The 21,198-nt window shown below is 38.7% G+C and carries 22 protein-coding genes; 12 read left to right on the top strand and 10 right to left on the bottom strand.

The window, feature by feature from the left end:
* The coding region (locus tag F564_RS0115425) for a transposase (protein ID WP_028121599.1) at positions 1-245 on the top strand (245 nt) is incomplete at its 5' end.
* Between the two features lie 29 nt (positions 246-274).
* Here F564_RS0115425 and F564_RS0115420 read toward each other — a convergent pair.
* From F564_RS0115420 to F564_RS0115405, 3 genes are all read right to left on the bottom strand, one after another.
* Positions 275-1,414: a site-specific integrase gene (locus F564_RS0115420; protein WP_028123416.1), complete on the bottom strand. Its 1,140-nt coding sequence runs from the start codon at positions 1,412-1,414 to the stop codon at positions 275-277.
* 167 nt (positions 1,415-1,581) lie between these two features.
* Positions 1,582-2,967, bottom strand: coding sequence for a tRNA uridine-5-carboxymethylaminomethyl(34) synthesis GTPase MnmE (gene mnmE, locus F564_RS0115415; protein WP_028123415.1), 1,386 nt, complete (start codon positions 2,965-2,967; stop codon positions 1,582-1,584).
* A gap of 263 nt (positions 2,968-3,230) precedes the next feature.
* A complete protein-coding gene (locus F564_RS0115405) occupies positions 3,231-3,680 on the bottom strand; it encodes a hypothetical protein (protein WP_154656896.1) in 450 nt (149 codons plus the stop codon).
* Positions 3,681-3,797: 117 nt separating this feature from the next.
* On the opposite strand from F564_RS0115405, the gene tyrS reads away from it, so the two are divergent.
* Positions 3,798-5,078: a tyrosine--tRNA ligase gene (gene tyrS / locus F564_RS0115400; RefSeq protein WP_028123413.1), complete on the top strand. Its 1,281-nt coding sequence runs from the start codon at positions 3,798-3,800 to the stop codon at positions 5,076-5,078.
* A gap of 59 nt (positions 5,079-5,137) precedes the next feature.
* Positions 5,138-5,776: an alpha/beta hydrolase gene (locus F564_RS0115395; RefSeq protein WP_028123412.1), complete on the top strand. Its 639-nt coding sequence runs from the start codon at positions 5,138-5,140 to the stop codon at positions 5,774-5,776.
* Between the two features lie 115 nt (positions 5,777-5,891).
* On the opposite strand, the gene F564_RS0115390 is transcribed toward F564_RS0115395, so the two are convergent.
* Entirely contained in the window at positions 5,892-7,190 is a 1,299-nt protein-coding gene (locus F564_RS0115390; RefSeq protein ID WP_034981793.1) for an aminopeptidase P family protein, read from the bottom strand.
* Between the two features lie 180 nt (positions 7,191-7,370).
* On the opposite strand from F564_RS0115390, the gene F564_RS0115385 reads away from it, so the two are divergent.
* The 8 genes from F564_RS0115385 (at position 7,371) to F564_RS0115340 (ending at position 16,085) form a co-directional block, all read left to right on the top strand.
* On the top strand, positions 7,371-8,363 hold the full coding sequence (locus tag F564_RS0115385; RefSeq protein WP_028123410.1) for an alpha/beta hydrolase: 993 nt from the start codon (positions 7,371-7,373) through the stop codon (positions 8,361-8,363).
* Positions 8,353-9,507, top strand: a complete 1,155-nt coding sequence (locus F564_RS0115380) for an alpha/beta hydrolase (RefSeq protein WP_154656895.1) — start codon at positions 8,353-8,355, stop codon at positions 9,505-9,507. The genes F564_RS0115385 and F564_RS0115380 overlap by 11 nt, the downstream gene beginning before the upstream one ends.
* 344 nt (positions 9,508-9,851) lie before the next feature.
* Entirely contained in the window at positions 9,852-10,211 is a 360-nt protein-coding gene (rbfA, locus tag F564_RS0115370; RefSeq protein WP_028123408.1) for a 30S ribosome-binding factor RbfA, read from the top strand.
* 12 nt (positions 10,212-10,223) lie between these two features.
* Positions 10,224-11,426, top strand: coding sequence for an ABC transporter permease (locus F564_RS0115365; RefSeq protein WP_028123407.1), 1,203 nt, complete (start codon positions 10,224-10,226; stop codon positions 11,424-11,426).
* A gap of 176 nt (positions 11,427-11,602) precedes the next feature.
* A complete protein-coding gene (locus F564_RS0115360; RefSeq protein WP_028123406.1) occupies positions 11,603-12,745 on the top strand; it encodes an endonuclease in 1,143 nt (380 codons plus the stop codon).
* Between the two features lie 181 nt (positions 12,746-12,926).
* Positions 12,927-14,003, top strand: coding sequence for an endonuclease (locus F564_RS0115355; protein WP_028123405.1), 1,077 nt, complete (start codon positions 12,927-12,929; stop codon positions 14,001-14,003).
* A 193-nt stretch (positions 14,004-14,196) separates the two neighbouring features.
* On the top strand, positions 14,197-15,261 hold the full coding sequence (locus F564_RS0115350; RefSeq protein ID WP_028123404.1) for an endonuclease: 1,065 nt from the start codon (positions 14,197-14,199) through the stop codon (positions 15,259-15,261).
* Positions 15,262-15,419: 158 nt separating this feature from the next.
* Entirely contained in the window at positions 15,420-16,085 is a 666-nt protein-coding gene (locus F564_RS0115340) for a GDSL-type esterase/lipase family protein (RefSeq protein WP_028123403.1), read from the top strand.
* 219 nt (positions 16,086-16,304) lie between these two features.
* Here the strand turns inward: F564_RS0115340 and F564_RS0115330 are convergent, their stop codons facing one another.
* Both F564_RS0115330 and F564_RS0115325 read right to left on the bottom strand, forming a co-directional pair.
* Positions 16,305-16,949, bottom strand: coding sequence for a J domain-containing protein (locus F564_RS0115330; RefSeq protein ID WP_028123402.1), 645 nt, complete (start codon positions 16,947-16,949; stop codon positions 16,305-16,307).
* Positions 16,950-17,042: 93 nt separating this feature from the next.
* Positions 17,043-17,288, bottom strand: a complete 246-nt coding sequence (locus tag F564_RS0115325; RefSeq protein WP_051259701.1) for a hypothetical protein — start codon at positions 17,286-17,288, stop codon at positions 17,043-17,045.
* Between the two features lie 67 nt (positions 17,289-17,355).
* Between F564_RS0115325 and F564_RS0115320 the strand changes: the two genes are divergently transcribed.
* Positions 17,356-17,577, top strand: coding sequence for a hypothetical protein (locus tag F564_RS0115320; RefSeq protein ID WP_154656894.1), 222 nt, complete (start codon positions 17,356-17,358; stop codon positions 17,575-17,577).
* 276 nt (positions 17,578-17,853) lie between these two features.
* On the opposite strand, the gene F564_RS0115315 is transcribed toward F564_RS0115320, so the two are convergent.
* The 4 genes from F564_RS0115315 to F564_RS0115300 all read right to left on the bottom strand — a co-directional run bounded on the left by F564_RS0115315 (position 17,854) and on the right by F564_RS0115300 (position 21,059).
* Positions 17,854-18,300, bottom strand: coding sequence for a VOC family protein (locus tag F564_RS0115315; protein ID WP_028123399.1), 447 nt, complete (start codon positions 18,298-18,300; stop codon positions 17,854-17,856).
* A 109-nt stretch (positions 18,301-18,409) separates the two neighbouring features.
* On the bottom strand, positions 18,410-18,823 hold the full coding sequence (locus tag F564_RS0115310; RefSeq protein ID WP_028123398.1) for an SRPBCC domain-containing protein: 414 nt from the start codon (positions 18,821-18,823) through the stop codon (positions 18,410-18,412).
* A gap of 111 nt (positions 18,824-18,934) precedes the next feature.
* Positions 18,935-19,696, bottom strand: coding sequence for a DUF3108 domain-containing protein (locus tag F564_RS0115305; protein ID WP_028123397.1), 762 nt, complete (start codon positions 19,694-19,696; stop codon positions 18,935-18,937).
* Positions 19,697-19,790: 94 nt separating this feature from the next.
* The gene (locus F564_RS0115300) at positions 19,791-21,059 is read right to left on the bottom strand and encodes a glucose-1-phosphate adenylyltransferase (RefSeq protein ID WP_028123396.1); all 1,269 of its coding nucleotides are present in this window, start codon (positions 21,057-21,059) and stop codon (positions 19,791-19,793) included.
* Positions 21,060-21,198: the final 139 nt, after the last annotated feature.

Raw genomic sequence — 21,198 nt, 5'->3', positions numbered from 1 at the left:
CCATGAGAAACAACCAAAAAAATTATCAAAAACAAAAATATATTTTCAGAAAATCGAGAAAAAGAATAGAGACATTATTCTCTCAGCTTTGTGACCAATTTAAAATCAGAAACAACTACGCAAAATCATTTGAAGGTTTTAAAACAAGGATATTGAGCAAAATAACAGCATTAACTTTCATTCAATTTGTAAATGTTTTTGTATTTAATAGAAAAATGAATAATATTAAAATTGCATTAGTTTGATAATGCACTACGAGTTATAGTAATAAAAATTAAATTTCAATATTTAATTCCGGTATCATCTCAGCTGCTTCTTTCATTTTCTTATCCACTATTTTGGCATAAATAGCAGTGGTTCTAATTTCCCGATGCCCAAGTCTTTTGGAAACGGTGTAAATATCTGCTCCGTTTTCTAATAGCAACACGGCATTCGTATGACGAGCGGAATGGAAAGTAATATGTTTAGGAACTCCTGCACGATTGCACCAGCGGATAATTTCAGTATTGTAGGTCATTCCATATTTTAAGCCTTTGAAAACTCTGTCTTGTTGACCTTGCCTTTCTCCGAGCAATTCTCTCGCTTGTTTTGATATATATAAATATTCAACACCATCAGTTTTTTCTTGGCGGAAATTCACTTTAGTCACATCTCCTTCATCACGTACTTCTGACCAAATCAATGTATTAATATCCGACCAACGTAATCCAGATAAACAAGAAAATAGAAAGGCTCTCTTTAAAACAGGATATTTACATTCGGACTTAGCTAAGGATTGAACTTCATCAAATGTCAAATATTCTCTCTGACTTTCTGCTTGCTCAAAAGATTTAATTTTTGAAGCATAATTGATAGTCAAATAGCCATCATCAAAAGCATTCCTAAGCGCAGCTTTAAATTTATTGAAATATGAATATTTAGAATTCTGGGAGAGTGGCAGATCACTTTTTGTCCTAGCTACATTATCAAAGTAATTCCGGACTTTTTTGACTAAATTTTCATCAATCTCATCAAAAGTCAGATTTTTTGAAATAACCTTTTTTAAATGTTGGTGCGTTGAAAACCAATTACCGTAATTGTTGGAAGAATCTTGCTGTTGTTTCTCTTCAGTTTTCTCAGCAAAATAATTGAGAAAAGTCCTTTTTGATTTGTTTGTATTCTTCAAATCAAATTTACCCTGTACAAACTCAGCTTTACGAATAGAAAGTACATTTTCAGCAAATTCAAGACTTTGCTTATTATGTTTCTTTTCAGTTGGTGTTTTTGGGTTTGAAAAAATGTATGTGTCTAAATTTTCAAAACTTCGGAGATGCCTTCTTTTACCTTCCTCCGAAATTTCGGATCCACGATAATATTCTATTGACAAGCTGATTCTACCATCTTTCAGTTTCCTTTTATTCAATGCTATTTTCATAATTTGTATTTTGTACCTCTTTGTACTACTTTGTATCAATTTATACTTGGAAGTGGTACAGAGTTGGTAACAAAAGTATAAACAAACTCTGACAAAAGAAAATAAAATTTACATAAAATACTGTAAATCAAATAAAAGAAATCAAACGAAACTAAAAGAAAACAGATTTATTTCCCGATACAAAACTTAGAAAAAATATTCCCCAAAACCTCATCATTACTAAACTCCCCAGAAATCTCACCGAGGTATTCCAAAGCATTTCGTAGCTCATAGGCCAAAAGCTCAGTGGTGATTTTTGAGCTCACAGCATCCTCCACTTTTTCTACTGAATCCAACGATTTCTTCAAAGCTTCAAAATGGCGTTGGTTGGTGATGATGACGTTATTTTCTTCGGATTTCAAATGTTCTACATAAGAAGACAATTCATTTTTGAGATCCTGAATGTTTTGATTTTCGACAGCCGAAATCTTAATAAAATCAAAGTCGGAACTGATCTCATTCCGGAAAACCGATTCTACAAGATCATACGTGGTGGGTAAGACTTCGTCTATTTTCGTAGCACAGATGATGAGTTTCAGACCATCTCGCAGGAGCGATTTTAACACCGCAATATCTTCAGAAAAATCCACCGTTGCCGCATCCGCCAAATACACCAAAATATCAGCGCTATCCACTTTTTCTTTCGCTTTTTTCACACCAATGGCCTCTATCTCATCAAGCGTCTCGCGCAATCCTGCTGTATCTATCAGTCGGAAAGCGTTGCCTTTGATGTGCAGGATTTCTTCAATCGTATCTCTCGTAGTTCCTGCAATACTGCTCACAATCGCGCGTTCTTCTTTCAAAAGCGCATTCAGCAAGGTAGATTTTCCGGCATTTGGCTTTCCGATGATCGCCACAGCCGTTCCGTTTTTGATCGCATTGCCATATTGGAAACTGTCGATGAGCGATTTTAATTTATCTTCTATCCTGTTCAGCAATTGATTCAGGGCTGTTCTATCAGCAAATTCCACATCTTCCTCCGCAAAATCAAGCTCTAATTCGATGAGCGAAGTAAAATTCAAAAGATCGCCTCTCAGGATCGAGATCTCTTGCGAAATCCCGCCTTTCAGCTGATTGAGAGCCACTTTTCTGGACGCTTCGTTATCAGATGCAATCAGGTCTGCGATAGATTCCGCCTGGGAAAGATCGATCCTGCCGTTCATAAAAGCGCGCATCGTAAACTCACCGGCCTTCGCCATCCGTGCCCCATTTTTGATCAGGACTTCCAATATTTTTTTAGCAATGTAAGGCGAACCGTGAAAAGAGATCTCCACAGAGTTTTCCGTCGTGAAGGTCCTTGGAGCCATAAAAACCGACAGCATCACCTCATCTATCACCTCTTCCTCATCCTTGATGAAACCATAATGAACCGTGTGAGAATCTGCCTTTTCCAGATTTTTGCCCTCAAATATCTTATTCACAATCTCAAAAGACTGTACTCCGGAAACTCGGATAATCCCGATCGCTCCTATTCCGTTCGCTGTTGCTAATGCACAAATGGTATCCTGATTCATTCTGCAAAGTTAAGTGTTTTTGCGTTATTTTTATAGGAGCCGGGAACCTGCTGTCCACTGTATCTTTTTTATTTTACAACGCTTGCTCATCAGCACAGCCTGTCTATCAAAAATAAAAAAGGATGCCGCTTCCATCAGGGCTAGGAATTGGTCTATCAAACCAATTCTGCCCATAATCTATGAGACAGAATTTAGATTGATCAAAAAAATCCACCAAAGAGACGGACTTGACTAAATTACAAATCAGTTAGTTAGTTAGTTAGTTAGTTAGTTAGTTCATTTTTAACACATGACAAAACTGATGACTTCCGGAATCGTTCTCCCATTACGATAGCATAGCCCTGGTCAAAAGCCATCGTCACATCAATTCGGTCATATTTCCCAGCCTTCGCACCTTTCCAGCCGCTTTCGCCGTTGCTGCTATACTTCAGGATCACAACCACCTCATATTTGCTGCTGGTTTCACTTTTCTTTTTTTGAACATTTCCGAATGCATCAGTCTCAATCCAATATGTTACGGGATAAGCCGGCACATCATGCACCTGAAAATAACCTGTCCCATCTCCATTGATCTCAACAATCGGCTCTTTGCTGTTCTCATACCAATACTTTCCGGTGATTGCTTTCGGGATTGCTTTCGTACCGTAATACGTATGGTCTGCAATAGTCAACTTTTCGACCTGTCCTGAGACCAAAGCGGTAAAAGCAATCAACGGTGTCAATACAGCAAATGGCGTATTTTTTCATTAAAAAGTACATCACAATAATTCCAAAAGTTCAAATAGATTACCACTTGTAATTCCTATCTTTGCACGAAATTTTTTAAGACAATGAATGCATTTATAGAAGAACTGAAATGGCGCGGACTTTTTTCTGATATGACGCCGGGAACGGAAGATCAACTGGACAAAGAAATGACAAAAGCCTATATCGGATTTGACCCAACAGCGGATTCTTTGCATATCGGAAGTTTGATCCAGATCAAGATCCTGGCCCATTTTCAGCAGCACGGTCATCAGCCGATTGCATTGGTAGGCGGCGCAACTGGGATGATTGGCGATCCTTCCGGAAAATCTGCAGAGCGTAACCTTTTGAGCGAGGAAACGCTTCTCTATTACGTGGACTGTCTTAAAAACCAACTGTCCAAATTCCTGGTATTTGACGGCGATGGCGATAACAAAGCGATTCTTGTCAACAATTACGACTGGATGAAGAATTTCACCTTCCTCGATTTTGCCAAAAACATAGGAAAGCACATCACCGTAAATTATATGATGGCGAAAGATTCTGTGAAAAAACGTTTTTCCGGAGATTCCGGTGTGGACGGTATGAGTTTTACCGAATTCACCTACCAGCTTTTACAAGGATATGACTACCTTCACCTTTACCAAAATGAAGGCGTAAAACTTCAGATGGGAGGATCTGACCAATGGGGAAACATCACCACAGGAACAGAATTGATCCGCAGAAAAGCACGTGGTGAGGCGTACGCCTTGACCGTTCCTTTGATCACAAAAGCAGACGGCTCCAAATTCGGGAAGTCTGAAAGTGGCGAGAATTACTGGCTGGATGCAAAGAAAACTTCACCTTACAAATTCTACCAATTCTGGCTGAATGCAACTGACACAGACGCAGAAAGATTCATCAAATTCTATACTTTCCTTCCAAAAGAAGAGATTGAATCCTTGATCGAAGAGCACAAAACGGCTGAACACGAAAGAAAACTTCAGAAAAAATTGGCTGAAGCGGTGACGATCTGGGTTCATGGAAAAGAGGAATATGATAAAGCAGTTAGAGCTTCTGAGATCTTATTCAGTAAAGGAATGGAAGATATGAATGAGCAAATCTTTACCGAAATCTATGATGGAATTGACAACTATGAGATTTCAAAATCCAAAATTATCGGCTTGAATATCATTGACTTGCTTTCAGAAGTTGGATTTTTAAAATCAAAAAGCGAAGCCCAAAGGGAATTAAAAAGCAATTCAATTTCTGTCAACAAAGCAAAAGTTAATGCTGACTTTTCGGTTTCTGAAAATGATCTGATCGCTGGGAAATTTCTGTTAATTCAAAAAGGGAAAAAGAATTATTTCATCGTTTCAGTCATTTAAAATAATTAATAAAATACGTGGTACTTTTTACATTTTACAATTGTACTTAATTTAAAAATATGGACTTACAATATCTCGTAAGAGAGCCTCAAAATATCACGCCGGAAACGCCCATTTTGTTTCTGATTCACGGATACGGAAGCAATGAACAGGATCTTTTCAATTTTGTCCCGACCTTGCCGGAAGATTGGCTGGTCGTGAGTTTTCGTGCGCCAATAGACGCCAACAATGGTGGCTTTGCTTGGTTTGATATCGATTTCTTGAATGAGGAGAATTTTCTGGACGAAGTACAAGCAGAAGCAGCCGTAAAACAGGTTTTGGAAAACATCCTGAGAGTCTCCAACCACTATGGATTGACAGATAACAAAACGCACCTTTGCGGTTTCAGCCAAGGTGGAATGATTGGCTATTCTTTGGCTTTGCATTATCCTGAATTGTTTTCTAAAGTGGCTCTTCTAAGCACTTTTCCGGAAGACAGATTGTTGAAAAACATGGTGAAGGACAAGAAAAAACTGGAGCATTTGAGGTTCTTTATTTCGCATGGAACTGATGATGCCGCAATCCCCCTGGAATGGGCCAAAAAAGGAGCAGAATTACTGTACGATCTCAGCGCTTATTTCTCTTTCCGAGAATATATGGCTGGACACGGCGTGAACCAGAAAAATTATATGGATCTGATGGAGTTCTTCAAGAAATAATCAAAATTAATAAAGAAAAAAATCCCGACCATTCTAATAATGATCGGGATTTTTTATGCGAAATTTTAAAGTCAGCTATTTCTACATCCTCATACCTCAACTCTAATTCCTTTTTTTAAGAATTCATCAGGTCTTCTATCTCCTCCACGGTAATCGGAATATTCCCCATCAGATTGAAAGGTGTTCCGGACGACTGGATCACATAATCATCTTCAATTCTGACGCCAAATCCTTCTGCCGGAATATAAAATCCTGGCTCGTTTGTAAACACCATATTTTCTACAAAATCATCTGTCAGGATACCGTAATCGTGCGTATCCAATCCCATATGGTGAGACGTGCCATGCATCATAAACTTCTTGTAAGCCGGCCATTTTGGATCTTCGTTCTGTACATCCGCTTTGTCGATCAAACCTAACCGCAGCAACTCTGCAGTGTAGACCTCGCCCATCTCTTTATGGAATCTGTACCAGTTATTTCCGGCAATTAATCTTTGTTCCGCTTCTATTTTGCATCGCAAAACAGCATTGTAAATTTCTTTTTGCCGATCAGAATATTTTCCATTGACAGGAATTGTCCTGGTCAAATCACTGGAATAATTGCCGTATTCTGCACCTACATCCAAAAGGATGAGATCACCATCTTTACACTGCTGGTTATTCGCAATATAATGGAGGACATTGGCATTATTTCCGCTTGCGATGATTGGTGTATAGGCAAATCCTTTGCTTCTATTTCTTACAAATTCGTGAATCAGTTCCGCCTCTATTTCGTATTCCCAAACATTCGGTTTGATGAAACTTAACAATCGTCTGATTCCTTTTTCCGTCGTATTACAGGCGTTCTGTATCAACGCCAGCTCTTCTGGTTCTTTGATGCTTCTCAAACGCTGCAGAATTGGATTGCTCCTTTTGTACTGATGCATTGGGAAATCCGCTTTTATCTTTTTGATAAAACGGTCTTCGCGGGTTTCGGTTTCTACAGAGCTCCTGTAATGTTCATTTTTATTAAGGTAAACATTCTCCGCCTCGTACATCAAGGTTTTGAAGATCTTATCAAAATCACTCAGCCAATAGACGGTTTTGATCCCGGAAGTTTCATAAGCCTGCTCTTTATTCAGTTTTTCGCCTTCCCAAACTGCAATATGGTCATTGGTTTCTCTTAGAAACAAGATCTCACGATTCTCCTCCAGATAGGCATCAGGAAAAACAAGCAAAACACTCTCTTCCTGATCTACTCCGCTTAGATAAAAAATGTCTCGATGCTGCTGGAAAGGCATCGTAGAATCTGCACTGATGGGATAGATATCATTGGAATTGAAAACAGCCAGAGATTTTGGCAATAATTGCTCTGCAAATTTCTTTCTGTTTTTTACGAATAATGAACTTGGGATCTGTTCGTATTTTGTCGTCATTTTAAATTTGATTTTAATTATGTGCTCCTTCTTTCAAAAAGAGAACGGATAAAAGTGTCCCAAATTTACAAAACCTGAAAAGATTACATTTAAATCGTAACCTTAAATTTTTCATAAAATATGATTTAGCCTAATGTTAACTTTAAATTTCTCTATATTTGAGACGCCATAAGCTTTTAGATGAAAATTATCTACAAAATCATCCTCGTTTTTTCTTTGATCATTCTCAGCATATTAAGTTATAAAATCAGCTCAAAGAAAATAAAAGGTGACATTTCTTTACCAGAACCAAAATTGCGCTATAACTTCTATCACGATATCGATTATAAAAACAGCTCGTTGAAGCTTGACATCTACCAGCCCAAAAACCGTACAAAGGGAAAATCGCCCGTTGTGATCTACGTCCATGGCGGCGCTTGGGACAAAGGCGACAAGTTAATGATAAAGAAGAACTTCCGAGCGTATATTTTGCAGGAATTGTTGGAAAATGAGTTTACTGTCATCAGCATAGATTACACGCTGCTTAACAAAAATACACATCTCGAAAAACCTCTGGAAGATACCAAAAATGCCATCAAATGGATCAGTGAAAATGCCGAACAATACAATCTGGACATCAATAATATGGGAATCTGGGGCGGATCTGCGGGTGCGCACATTGCTTTACTGACCGCTTACAATCAAAAAAAAACGGATACTGCAGATACAAATCACCCCTATCCTAAGCTGAAATATGTGGTAGACTTTTATGCACCAACCAATTTGAACGCGCTTTTTAACACCAATGCAAATAGCCTGATGCTTGGTATTTTCAAGATCTACTCACCAACAAGCTACAAAACGAGACACGAAAAAATGATTCAGTTGACGGGTTTTGATATCGATACGCAAAAAGACCAAGTGATAAAGAAGAACAGCGACTACTCTCCTATGACCTACGTCTCAAAATCGACTGTACCGACACTTATTTTCCACGGAACAGAAGATTCTGTAGTGAGCATCACGCAATCTCAGCAACTGGAGGAAGCTCTGAAAAGCCATAAGGTTCCTTACAAATTTTACACAGTAGAAAACGCAAAACACACTTTTGGAAATTTAAATTTGTCAGAAGCTAAGGACATTTCTAAAAAAACTGTAGATTTTATAAAATCTCACACCACTTATGAATACTAATTTTTTTGGCTTGACAAAATGGTTTTCAATAATTTCGGTTCTGCTGTTACCGTCCTTGCGTGCGCAGATTACATTGACAATCACCCAGATTCCTGAGAACAGTTCTCACAACATCAGACTTTTTTTCGCCTCCAGTCTAAATGGGTGGAAAGCCGATGATCCTAAGTTCGAATTCAAGGAAACCAGTGATGGTGTTTACAGTTTGACAATTCCGTCAGGAAACCAAAAGATCGAATACAAGATCACCCAAGGAAACTGGGAATCAGCGGAAACGGACGTCAACGGCAATGGGATTCCCAATAGAACCCTGAATCACCCTGACAAGAAACAAACTGTAGAACTACAAGTTGAGCGCTGGAGTTCACCAAAGGAAAAGAAGCACACAGCAGCTTCCAATGTCAAAATATTAAGTGAAAACTTCGGCATTCCGCAACTTAAAACAACACGCAAAATCTGGATCTATCTACCGCCCGATTATGAAACTTCGAAGACAAAATATCCGGTGATCTATATGCACGACGGCCAGAATCTCTTTGATGATTTTACCAGTTTCTCTGGAGAATGGCGCGTGGATGAAACCATGAATGCAATCTTCCAGGAAACCGGGAAGTCTGCCATCGTCATTGGTATCGATAATGGCGCAAACAAACGCCTGGCAGAATATTCGCCGTGGAATAATGAAGCATACAAAACCACCGGTGAAGGTGATCTTTATGTGGCATTCCTGGCAAAAACACTGAAACCATATATTGATAGAAGTTACAGAACCGAAAAACAGGCATCGAAAACCATTATTCTGGGAAGTTCTATGGGCGGATTGATTTCCCTTTATGCTTGTTCAAAATATCCGGCAGCTTTCGGAAAAGCGGGTATTTTCAGTCCCGCTTTTTGGTTTGTTTCTCAGGATCTGAACCAATACCTTCATACCAATAAAAACAAGCTCGAGAATTCTAAATTCTATTTCGTTGCCGGAAAAAACGAAGATGAAACGATGGTCCCGGAAATAGAAACTGTGAGTCAACTGTTATTAAAAAAATCTGTTCCCGCGAAGCATATCGTGGTGAAGATCGATGAAGATGGGACACATTCTGAGGATTACTGGAAACGGGAGTTGAAAGCGAGTTTGATCTGGCTCCTGAAGTAGAGTAATGATTTTTTATAGATCAAAAGCGAGATTGCTTTCTCTACGGAATGTCAAAATATCAGCCTGACCACACATCTTGTTTGACGTATCATCCGCAGCCCGACTTGAGTGAAGCTCTTTTTTGCCATTGCGATTGCTGAATCGTTTAGTTTATCGCTACACGTTTTTCGCAATGACAAAAAAAGCGGGAACGGAAGGCGGAAAAGCTGCCATCATCAATATCCAAAATAGCTTTCGACAAATGTCAATCAGCTGCCCCAATAACGGTTAATCTTGCAAGCTTATAAGCAACATCAAATTGCTTGTGCAAAAATCCAAACAAAAACACTAAATTTGCAGCATTTATGGAAAGTAACAGACAGCGCAAAGTAGCGCAAATCATTCAGGAAGATATGGCGGAGATCTTCCGCAAACAGGCATCAGAAAGTAAACAGAGTTTTTTGGTATCGGTTTCTGACGTGAAAGTAACGGCAGATCTAAGTATCGCAAAAATATACCTGAGCATTTTCCCGACAGAATTGCGCCAGCCAATTATGAAGGAAATCAACACCAATCATTCTTTTTACCGCAATTACATTGGGCAGAAAATGTCCAAACAGGTGCGCATCATTCCTCAATTGGCATTCTATATCGACACGAGTCTGGATGATGTAGAACGCATTGAAAGAGAACTGAAAGGTGAAGGCGACAATCCCATCCTATAATCCTTCGCACGATTGAGAAATGCTTTTTACATAGCATCCCGATACCTTATTTCTAAAAAAGGAAGTACGGCAGTGACGTTTATCACGTGGCTGGCGGCTTTTGCAATGGTAGCAGCTGTGGCCGCCATGTTTATCATCATCTCGGTTTTTTCCGGTCTGGAAGCGCTGAACAAAGATATGATCGCCAATCTGCATGCGGATCTTACGATAAAAAGCAAAATAGGAAAAGTGATTCCTGATATTGATATAATAGAGAACGCGCTCCGAACCAATTCTGACATTTCCAATTTCTCGAAGGTCATTGAGGAAAAAGTCTATCTGGGCTATAAGGACAACGGGGAAATTGCCTATCTGCGTGGTGTGGACTCGGCATATATCCAGGTCAACCCTATCAACGAAACTATTTTTTACGGAAAATATCCGGACTTCAAATACAACAACGAGGTCATTATGGAAAATGGGCTGGACAACCGACTATCTCTTCCCGTGAACTCCAGTCAGGATTTTGCAACGATACTAATGCCAAAACCCGGGAAAGGAATCATCCAGCAGGAGAATGACATCTTCAACAAAAAGGACATCTACGTGAGTGGGATTTTCCCTGGGAATGACCAGCTCAACAATTACATCATTGCGCCGCTAGAGCTTTCACAGGAACTTCTAGGACTTCCAAAATCGGCTTGTTACCAGATTGTCATCAAGCTTAAAAATGCAGCCCATTCAGAATTAATTAAATCAGATCTGACCAAGATGTTTGGAAGCAAGATCATCGTCCATACCAAATCTGAGGAGAATGCTGCATTTTGGAAGATGATCAATACGGAAAAACTGATGATCTATCTAATCTTTGGCCTGGTGATCTTTATTACGACTTTCAATTTGGCAGGCGCTATTACGATCCTTCAGCTTGACAAGAAAGAGCAAGCCAAAGCACTGATTGCCTTGGGCTTCAACAGAACAGATTTGCGATTGACTTATTTCTTTACCGGACTGCTGATTGTCTTCTTCGGGCTGATCTGCGGACTGATCATTGGTTCTGCTATTTCTTTTATACAAATCGAGACCGGCTTCTTCAAAGCGAGTGAGAATCTGGCGTTTCCTGTAAGGATAGAGCTGTTTAACTACATCATTGTTTCTGCCGTTGCTATGTTCTTCGGTGTCACCATTTCTTTTCTGTTTTCTAAGATCAACAAAAGTTATCTTTTTGAAAAATAGTACCATTTACTTTTCACATTTCTTTTATGTCAATATGACGTTAAGTTTGATTTGTACATCATTGCCCTTAATTTAATCAACAAAAATTAACCCCAACTTAAATTTTCCTTAAAAAATTAAATCGATAGAAAAAAACAATTGAATAAAATCTTAACTTTATCATCTAATTTTTTGAAATGAAAAAATCAATATTTTTTGTACTGGTTGGATTTGCAGGCTTGCTTACTGCGCAAATTCCTACAGGCTATTATGATGGCACCAGCGGCCTTACCGGAGCTGTACTTAAAACAAAATTGAGCCAAGTCATCACCAATGGTCACCGCGATATGGGCTATGGCTCTGGAAGCACAGGTTTGTGGAAAGCATACCAAACCACTGATCGGGACAAATATTACGAAAATGACAATACCATCCTCGACATGTACGCCGAGAATCCCACACAAAATGTTACGCCTGGAGTAAGCAATGATGCTTACCAATACAATTTTGGTCAGGTGAGTGCTGGTGGCAACCAATGCGGCAGTACCAATCAAAACAATGAAGGTTTCTGCTACAACAGAGAACATTCTTTACCAAAATCTTTTTTTGGCGGACAATCTGCGGTACCAATGGCCAATGATGCCAACTTTGTCATTCCGACTGATTATTTTGTCAATTCCAAACGTGGAAATTTAAACTATGGTGAAGTCGCCTCTGCATCGCAGACTTTTCTCAATGGGAGTAAAATAGGACCAAGTAAAGTGCCTGGATTTTTCGGAACTGTTTTTGAACCTATTAATGAGTTCAAGGGTGATATGGCGAGGATGCATCTTTATTTTATCACGAGATACGAAGACAACCTATCTGCTTTTTACAATTTAAGTGTTGCTGGTAATCCCTTTGATGGCAGCAAGTTCCCAGGATTTCAAAGTTGGTATATTAATATGCTACTGAAATGGTCTGCACAAGACCCTGTTTCACAAAAGGAAATAGACCGTAACAATGCAGTTTACGTTTATCAAGGTAACAGAAATCCCTTCATAGATCATCCGGAATGGGTCACAACTGTTTGGGGTCCTGCACTTTCAATAGATGACGCCTCTTTTTCTAAGAACCTTAGCATTGCGCCAAATCCTGTCAAAGGAAATATGATTCATATCACAGGAGATCAAGATCTAAAGCAATTCAACAAAGCATTGATATACAATATGGTTGGACAGAATGTACAGACCATAGTGAATCCTTTTCAAAATGGAAACACGATTATACTTCAGCATCTTCCAAGAGGAAGCTATATCTTGAAGACCGGAGAATTGAATACCAAGTTTATCGTCGAATAATCAAAGAAAAGTCCATAAAAAAAAATAAGGAATTGTTTCATCCCTTATTTTTTATAGCATTTTCAAAATATACGTGAGTTATACAGTATCGCTATTGATCTTATCATATTATCATCAAGTTAAAAATAAACCATCCTTTATTTTGAATTTAATTTATATATTTACGCCCTAATTTTTTTAAATGAAAAAATCTATCCTTATTTTATCTATTGGATTATTTGGCATGATGAATGGCCAGGAACCAACAGGTTATTATTCAACAGCAAACGGACTTACTGGATACGCTTTGAAAACCAAGCTTGCAGAGATCATCTCTGCAGGTTACCAAACCAAAAGTTATGACGCTCTGTATGATGCCTATCCCGCATCCGACACAGACAAATACTATGAGAATGACGGCTCTGTATTAGATATTTATTCCGAAAATCCAACGGGTACAGATCCATACAATTACCAACACGGTGTGAAAAAATGTGGGAATTATGGTAAAGAAGGCGATTGCTACAACAGAGAGCACACCGTGCCTCAAAGTCTTTTCAATCAGGCCAGTCCTATGGTTTCCGATCTTCTTCACATCTTGCCAACAGATGGTAAAGTCAATGGAATGAGAAGTAATTATCCTTTTGGAAAAGTGACAAACCCATCTTTCACATCACTGAATGGTTCTAAGGTGGGAAACAATACAGTAGGAAACTATACAGGTGCTTCTTTTGAACCAATTAATGAATTCAAAGGGGACATCGCCAGATGTCTGTTGTATTTTGTAACCAGATACCAGACAAGACTATCTGGTTTCTCCAGCGGAAACATACTTAATACAAGCAACGTCAATCAAGGTTTGGTAACTTGGGAGCTCAATCTACTTTTGCTTTGGCATCAGCAAGATCCAGTTTCCCAGAGAGAAATTGCGAGAAACAACGCAGCATACAGTCATCAGAAAAACAGAAATCCCTTCATAGATCACCCGGAATGGGTAACATCAATTTGGGGTTCTTCTCCACTGGCTGTGGATGATGCCAATTTTTCCAAAAACCTAAGTATTGCTCCAAATCCGGTCAGAGGAAATGTGATCCATGTAACAGGAGACAAAGATCTAAAGATGTTCAAAACGGCAATGATCTATAATATGGTTGGACAAAATGTACAAACTATTGATCATCCTTTCCAAAACGGAAACACCATTACGCTTCATCATTTACCTAAAGGCGTTTATATCCTGAAAACAGGAGAATTAAACACCAAGTTTATGATTGAATAATAAACAAAACACACTTTATCAAAAAGACAGATTTATCTTCTGTCTTTTTTTGTTTTACAGGATAATGAACCAAAATTTAATTAATTCTGAATTAAAACCATTTATTTAACAACCATTAATATACTACAATGTTAACAACTTAATACTTTAATATTTAATTTATTTTATACCTTAGCCGCCCTAATTAAATTGAATGAAAAAAATAACTTTACTTTTAGCTGTTGGAATTTCTGCATTGGGATTTTCTCAAGCGCCAACAGGCTATTACAATGGCACTGCGGGAATGACAGGCTTTGCGCTGAAGACCAAAGTCAGCCAGATCATCGCGGCTGGGCATCAGGACAAAGGCTACAACTGGGCCGTATTTGCTAGTGCAGACAGAGATAAATACTATGAAAATGACAACAGCGTGCTGGATGTGTATTCTGAAAATCCCTCAGGTACAGACCCTTACAAATACACAATGGTAGCAAACCAATGCGGCAACTACAGTGGTGAGGGCGTTTGCTACAACAGAGAGCACACGATTCCAAAATCTACCTTCAATGATGCAACACCAATGCACAATGACTACAACCACCTTCTTCCAACGGATGGTTACGTCAACGGAAAAAGAAGCAACTGGCCTTACGGCGAAGTTGGTACTGCCAGCTGGACATCCAAAAATGGTTCAAAACTGGGAAGCAGCAAACTGAATGGTTATGGAGGTACTGTCTTTGAACCGATTAACGAGTTCAAAGGTGATATCGCCAGAATTTATTTCTATTTTGCAACACGTTATGAGAATAATATCCAAAACTTTGTTTACGATATGTATGATGGTTCTAAGACCAAAGTCTTTGCAGAACCTTTCCTTTCTATGTTGTTGAAATGGAATCAGCAAGATCCTGTTTCTCAAAAAGAAATCGACAGGAATACAGCCGTTTATGCTTACCAAGGAAATAGAAACCCATTCATTGATCATCCGGAATGGATTACAGAAATCTGGGGAGCTGCACCATTGGCAGTAGATGATGCTTCTTTTTCTAAGAATCTTAGCATTGCTCCGAATCCCGTAAAAGGAAATGTCATTGCTGTAACTGGTGACAAGGATTTGAAAAAATTCAGTAAAGCAATGATCTATAATATGGTGGGGCAAAACGTTCAGACTATTGAAAATCCTTTTCAAAACGGCAGTACAATACAACTAAACAATTTACCAAAAGGCGTCTATATCCTGAAAACTGGTGAACTGAATACCAAATTTATCGTAGAATAATTTTGACAAGCAACTTATTATCAAAGGTAGAAATGAACGTTTCTGCCTTTTTTATCAACAAAAACGGCAAAAGCCACAAGAATAAATAACCAGAGTAAAAAACAGTTGCGTCCAGCAGCTGTTTTTTTGTAACTTGAATTTTCAAAATATCAAAACTTATGAGACTTTACAGACATCTATTCAAACTTTTCGCCCTTGGTCTGATCCTCAACACTCTCCTATTCTTCGGTCAGGACAAACCTTATTGGAAAGAAATTCAGGCATTCAAACAGATGGATCAGCAAAACCGAATCCCGAAAAAACCAATCCTTCTGGTCGGCAGCTCATCTTTCACCAAATGGACAGATGTCACGGACTATTTCCCCGGAAAAGCAATTGTAAACAGGGCTTTTGGCGGATCAAGATTATTGGATCTAAACCATTACGCCCACCAACTTCTGGAGCCTTACAAACCAAAACAGATCCTGATCTACTGTGGAGAAAATGACATCGCAATGGACAACCCAACAGCCACGGAAGTTTTCGAAAGATTCAAAATATTTTTCGGGAAGATCAGGGCGACATATCCCAAAGTTCCTGTTGCTTACGTTTCCATCAAATATTCGCCAAGCCGTGAGCAATATTGGCCCATTGTAAAAGAAGTCAACGGAATGATAGAAGCTTACCTTAACACTCAAAAACGGACAGATTATATAGATATTACAAAGGTGATGAACGATGCCAATGGAAAAGTAAGAACAGACATTTTTCTGGAAGATATGCTCCACATGAAACCGCAAGGCTATCAACTATGGTCAAAAGTAATAGCGCCTTATCTGAAATAGTCTTCTTTCAAGGTATTTGTGAAATATTTTAATTTTTAATTTGTATTTATTCTAAATTAATTTATATTTGCAATATGAATCAGCCAGTTATCGCATTTAGAATTGCACCGCTTGCACCAGCCTTTGGAAATACAGAAGAAATGTATTGTAGTAAAAAGAATTGCTGCAAAAAATTCAAGAAAGGCAAACGCTGTAAAAAATGTCCAGGTCGCGAAAAGATCAGTTAAACAGCAACCAGATCAGCACAGCAGCCAATGCTAAAAATATAATGAGGGAAACCAGTCTTGTAGATGTGGTTTCTTTTTTTTGCGCTTGCGAGGCATTTGCAGGATTATTCAGATTGGGATTTCCTTCCTCAGCACCAGCTTCATGTCCTGTCAATTCTGTAATCGTAATCCCCTGAACAACTGTTTTATGAAGAACTGTATTGGTAGCGTGCAACAAGATCTGAAACTTCCCCTGGGAATCGAATTCCTTTATTCTGATCTTCCTTTCGCCATTCGGTTTTTCTAATCCTAAGGGCACAATTTTCACAAGATCAGCATCATACGTATTCCAGTAGATCGTGATTTCCTCATCTTTCTGCGCACGGATTTTACTCGCAGAGAAGTTCTTGATCTTTGGTGGCAAGATGCTTTTCACATTTCGTTGCTGACTGCCCAGATTCTGATCGTAAAGTCTTTTCCTTTCAGGATTGGTAAGCGTTTCGTAAGCTTCCTTCACTTCCTTGAACCGGTCAGAGAAATAATCATCATTCTCATTCTTGTCTGGATGGTATTTCAAAGACAATTTGCGGTAGGCTTTTTTGATGTCTTCTGCAGAAGCATTTTGAGGAATCCCGAGAAAGTAATAATAATCCTTCACAAAACAAATTTAATGATTTCAGCGCTGTAAAAACAAAAAACGGAAAGCATAACTTCCCGTTTTTTTTAACAATTTTCATTTAGTTTCTTAAAATTACTCCGCTTCCGCAGTTCTGCGCTGGCAGCAGCCTCTTCCAAATTGTGTTCTCACTTTGTCTTTCAGCGCGTTATATTCCTCGTCGTCCATTGTTCTGATACGGTCTGCGAATCCAAACGGCGTTCTTTCCTTCACATCATATTCGTCAAAAATCCCTCTTACGAATGCTTTTCTTTTTTGCGCTTTTTTTGCGATGATGGCGATGGCGGATAAACCTGCGATCGCTAAAATTCCTTTATTCATACTTTTTAAAATTTACGTTTTACATTGAGGAAGACGCAACATGCAGCTGTTTACCTTAAATATTTTTTTGGACGCCTTTTTCCGTCTGGAATTTATCCTGAGCCCAGTCGGAGGAATCCCGCTACGCTCAAGCCATATTTTTGAGCCAGAAGAAAATTATACCATTAGAACTATGGCCGCAAAATTAGACGATGCAAAAGAACTTATTTTTAATGAGATAAAGCTTGGTTTTGCTAGAGAAATCATTAATGATAATGAAAACATTTATAAAATATACGCCCCAACTTAGATCGGTTCCTCTGTCATCAATGATTCTTTCGAGACTCCAGATACGAGTAAAAATTACAAGGGAAATAGCATTAAAATTGATGATGAATCAGTTTGTCTAATGTACTTAAAAGTATGAAACTTTTGCAACTGCTGAATATCCCGGGAAATTCTTTCATTACAAAATCATAACGTTAAATCACATCATTACTACGGCAAGTCAGGAAGAATTAATAACTGAAAATATAAAGTATAAAAGCTTTGCAATCGCAAAGCTATCTTTATTTGAATAAGTGGTTTAGTGTGCCTGAGCTTTCTCCGGATCGTCATAATTCACCATCCACTGGATCCCGAACTTGTCTTCCCACATCCCGAAATAAGCGCCCCAAAATGTATCCTGAAGTTCCATCGTGACTTTGCCACCTTCAGAAAGTTTTGTAAAAAGATTCAGCGCTTCTTCTCTGGAATCTGTGTTGATGGAAACTGAAAAATCGTTACCGTTTTTGTACTCGCGCATCCCGGGAAGAGAATCGCTGCCCATCAGCGTGGTTTCCTTGGAAATCGGAAGTGCAACGTGCATGATTTGGTTTTGATACGCTTCTGCCAGCGGTGGCATACCTTCCATTGGTGGCATCTCACCAAATCTGCCCCAGAAAGGAACTTTGGTCCCGAATGCGGCTTCATAGAATTTGAAGGCTTCTTCACATTGCCCGTGAAAAGTAAGGTAAGGATTGACTGTGGCCATAATTTGTTGTTTTTTTATCGTATAAATTTAAAGGATTGTCCGCAATATACCATAATTGAAAATGGCATGTGTTTTTGTTTTCTGTATTTATCAATCCAAATTAATGCTGCTAGATAGCTTCCGCATAGGTTTTGAAGTGATCCAAAATAGCCTGCCATCCGTCTTTTTGAAGGCTTACGGGATTTTGATTTTCGGGATCTAATATTTGTGAGACTTGACTCCTATCATCGGATAATTTTTTGAAGATCACTTCGACATTTCTGCCGTCTTCCAAATGGTATTTCAAGCTTTGATGTTCTACCACCTCATCATAGATCCCAATAAGATCAAAACCAAAACTCCCATCTTTGGCCTGCATTCTTGTTTGTAACAGACCGCCAACTTGCAGATCATTACTTGCCGACGGACATTCCCAACTCTCGTGTGCAAAGTTCCATTGGACGATATGTTTGGGATTGGTGAACAGATCCCAGACCTGCTCGATGGGTTTATTGACTTGTGTCTGAACTGTAAGCTGATTCATAGTTATAATTTATTTCAAAGTTAAAATTCTTTTGGAATCCTAAACTTGTCATCAGCAATTTATTGACATCAAAACAAAAAATCACTCATAACGGATTGATTTTCAGTATATTTATTTTTCGAATTTTATAGGGTATTTCACATTGGCATAACTGTCTATACTGGCTTTGAGAGATCCCACTGCGAGTTCTGCTTTGATGAGGACCGGAACCCTGTTCTGATCATTTGTGACCCACATCGTAACGCCTTCTTTGTCTTTGAAGACCCTTCCACTGACAACAGACGGAATAATTTTGAGGCAGTTCACTTTGCCAAACTTGGTAGAGATCTTCTCTATACCTGCGACTTTTAATTGAAATGGAAACAGTTCATCATCTATCCAGACACTCATTTTCAAAACAGTGCCGACTTTCAGGTTATCCACACTCCTCAGATAATAGAAGCAGGATAAGATATCTTGAACATCATTAGGAACTTTTACCGTTTTGGCTGGTCTATCGGTATGTTTTTTATCTACCAAAACCAAAGTATTATTGTTCGGGTTGAATGTACTATGGAGATTCTGCGTGTAGCTACCTTCTGAGACGTTTCTGACGTAGAAAAGCGGTTCTTTTTTTTCATTGATGTAGCTTTCATAAACATCTTCTACTTTGAAAAAAGCTTTTGCAGCACCACTTGTTTTACCAACACCTCGAACATAGAACGCGGGCTGACCTTTGTAAGAGGTCTTGGTTGTAGATAATGTAGCGTTACCAGCCGTAAGAAAACCGTAATGGATCCTGAAGCTGACTACCTCACCAGGATTGATATTATCAAACTGAGCAGAAAGCACAGAAAAGATGAAAAGCCCGACAAATAAAAAGATATTTTTCATTAAAATTGTTTAAATTGTAGTGTGACAAATTATTTGCCAAAATTAAAAAACAAAAACCCTTCTTTGTGAAGGGTTTTGCAATTATATATTAACATTACATAATATTGGTACCGTCTGGTATTACAGCGTTCTTTTTTACAACAACTATGCCTTCCTTCACAGAGTGCGTGTCGTAATCGCCGTCGGGGTGATGTTTCCCTCCGATGATCCTCACATTATTTCCTATATAGCAGTTCTTATCCAGAATGGCTTTATCAATATAACAGTATTTTCCGATGCCCATACTGGTGATTCCTTCTGCTTCATTTTGTGCCACTTGCTGAGCAGTTTGGTAATAATCCGCTCCCATCACATAAGAATTCACGATGGTTGAGCCGCGATCTATTCTTGTTCTGTTACCAATGATACAGTTTTCTACTTTATCTGCCAAGATAATACAACCATCTCCGATAATTGTTTTGCTTACATACGATCCATTAATTTTAGATGGCGGCAGCATCCGTGCTCTTGTATAAATAGGATTAGAACTGAATAGATTAAACTGCGGCAGATCCTGTGCAAGATCCAGATTGGCTTCATAAAAAGATTCTATAGTTCCGATGTCTGTCCAATAGCCATCATATTGATAGCTGAGCACGCTGTAATTCCCGATAGCTGCAGGAATAAAATCTTTTCCAAAATCATCACCTTCGTGCTCAGAAAATAATTTGCGAAGTACATCCTTTGAAAACACATAGATGCCCATCGACGCCAGATACTCTTTGCCTTGCGACCTGCTTTCATCACTAACTTCAGATTTCCAATCACCTAAGATATCCTGGCCTGGTTTCTCTGTGAAGGAAGTGATATTGCCTTCTTCATCTGCTTTCATAATACCGAATCCTGTTGCATCTTTGGCATTGACAGGAATGGTAGCAATGGTGATATCGCCGCCCTGCTCTTTATGGAACTTGATCATCTCCTGAAAATCCATCTGATAAAGCTGATCTCCGGAGAGAATAAGAATATATTCGTATTCATATTTATCCAGATGCTTCATGGTCTGGCGAACAGCGTCTGCGGTGCCCTGATACCAGTTTTCGTTTTCAACATTTTGCTCAGCAGCCAAAATATCTACAAAGCCCTTGCTGAAAATATCAAAGTGATAAGAGTTTTTGATGTGCGAATTAAGAGACGCAGAATTGAACTGGGTCAGAACCAATATCCTGTTAAGTCCCGAGTTGAGACAATTTGAAATTGGAATGTCAACCAAACGGTATTTTCCCGCTATGGGAACAGCTGGTTTGGATCTTGTATTGGTCAAAGGGAACAATCGGCTTCCTCTACCACCTCCGAGGACAATGGAGATTACACTTTCTTTCATAGATGCGTTTGGTTATTTTATGATTTTTATTATTTGATTAAAGTTAACTCGTAGTGCATTATCAAACTAATGCAATTTTAATATTATTCATTTTTCTATTAAATACAAAAACATTTACAAATTGAATGAAAGTTAATGC

This window comes from Epilithonimonas tenax DSM 16811 (assembly GCF_000428485.1).
GTDB classification, from domain to species: Bacteria; Bacteroidota; Bacteroidia; order Flavobacteriales; family Weeksellaceae; genus Epilithonimonas; species Epilithonimonas tenax.
Note: the sequence above shows the minus strand (reverse complement) of the source record. Positions and strands in the feature narration are given on the sequence as shown.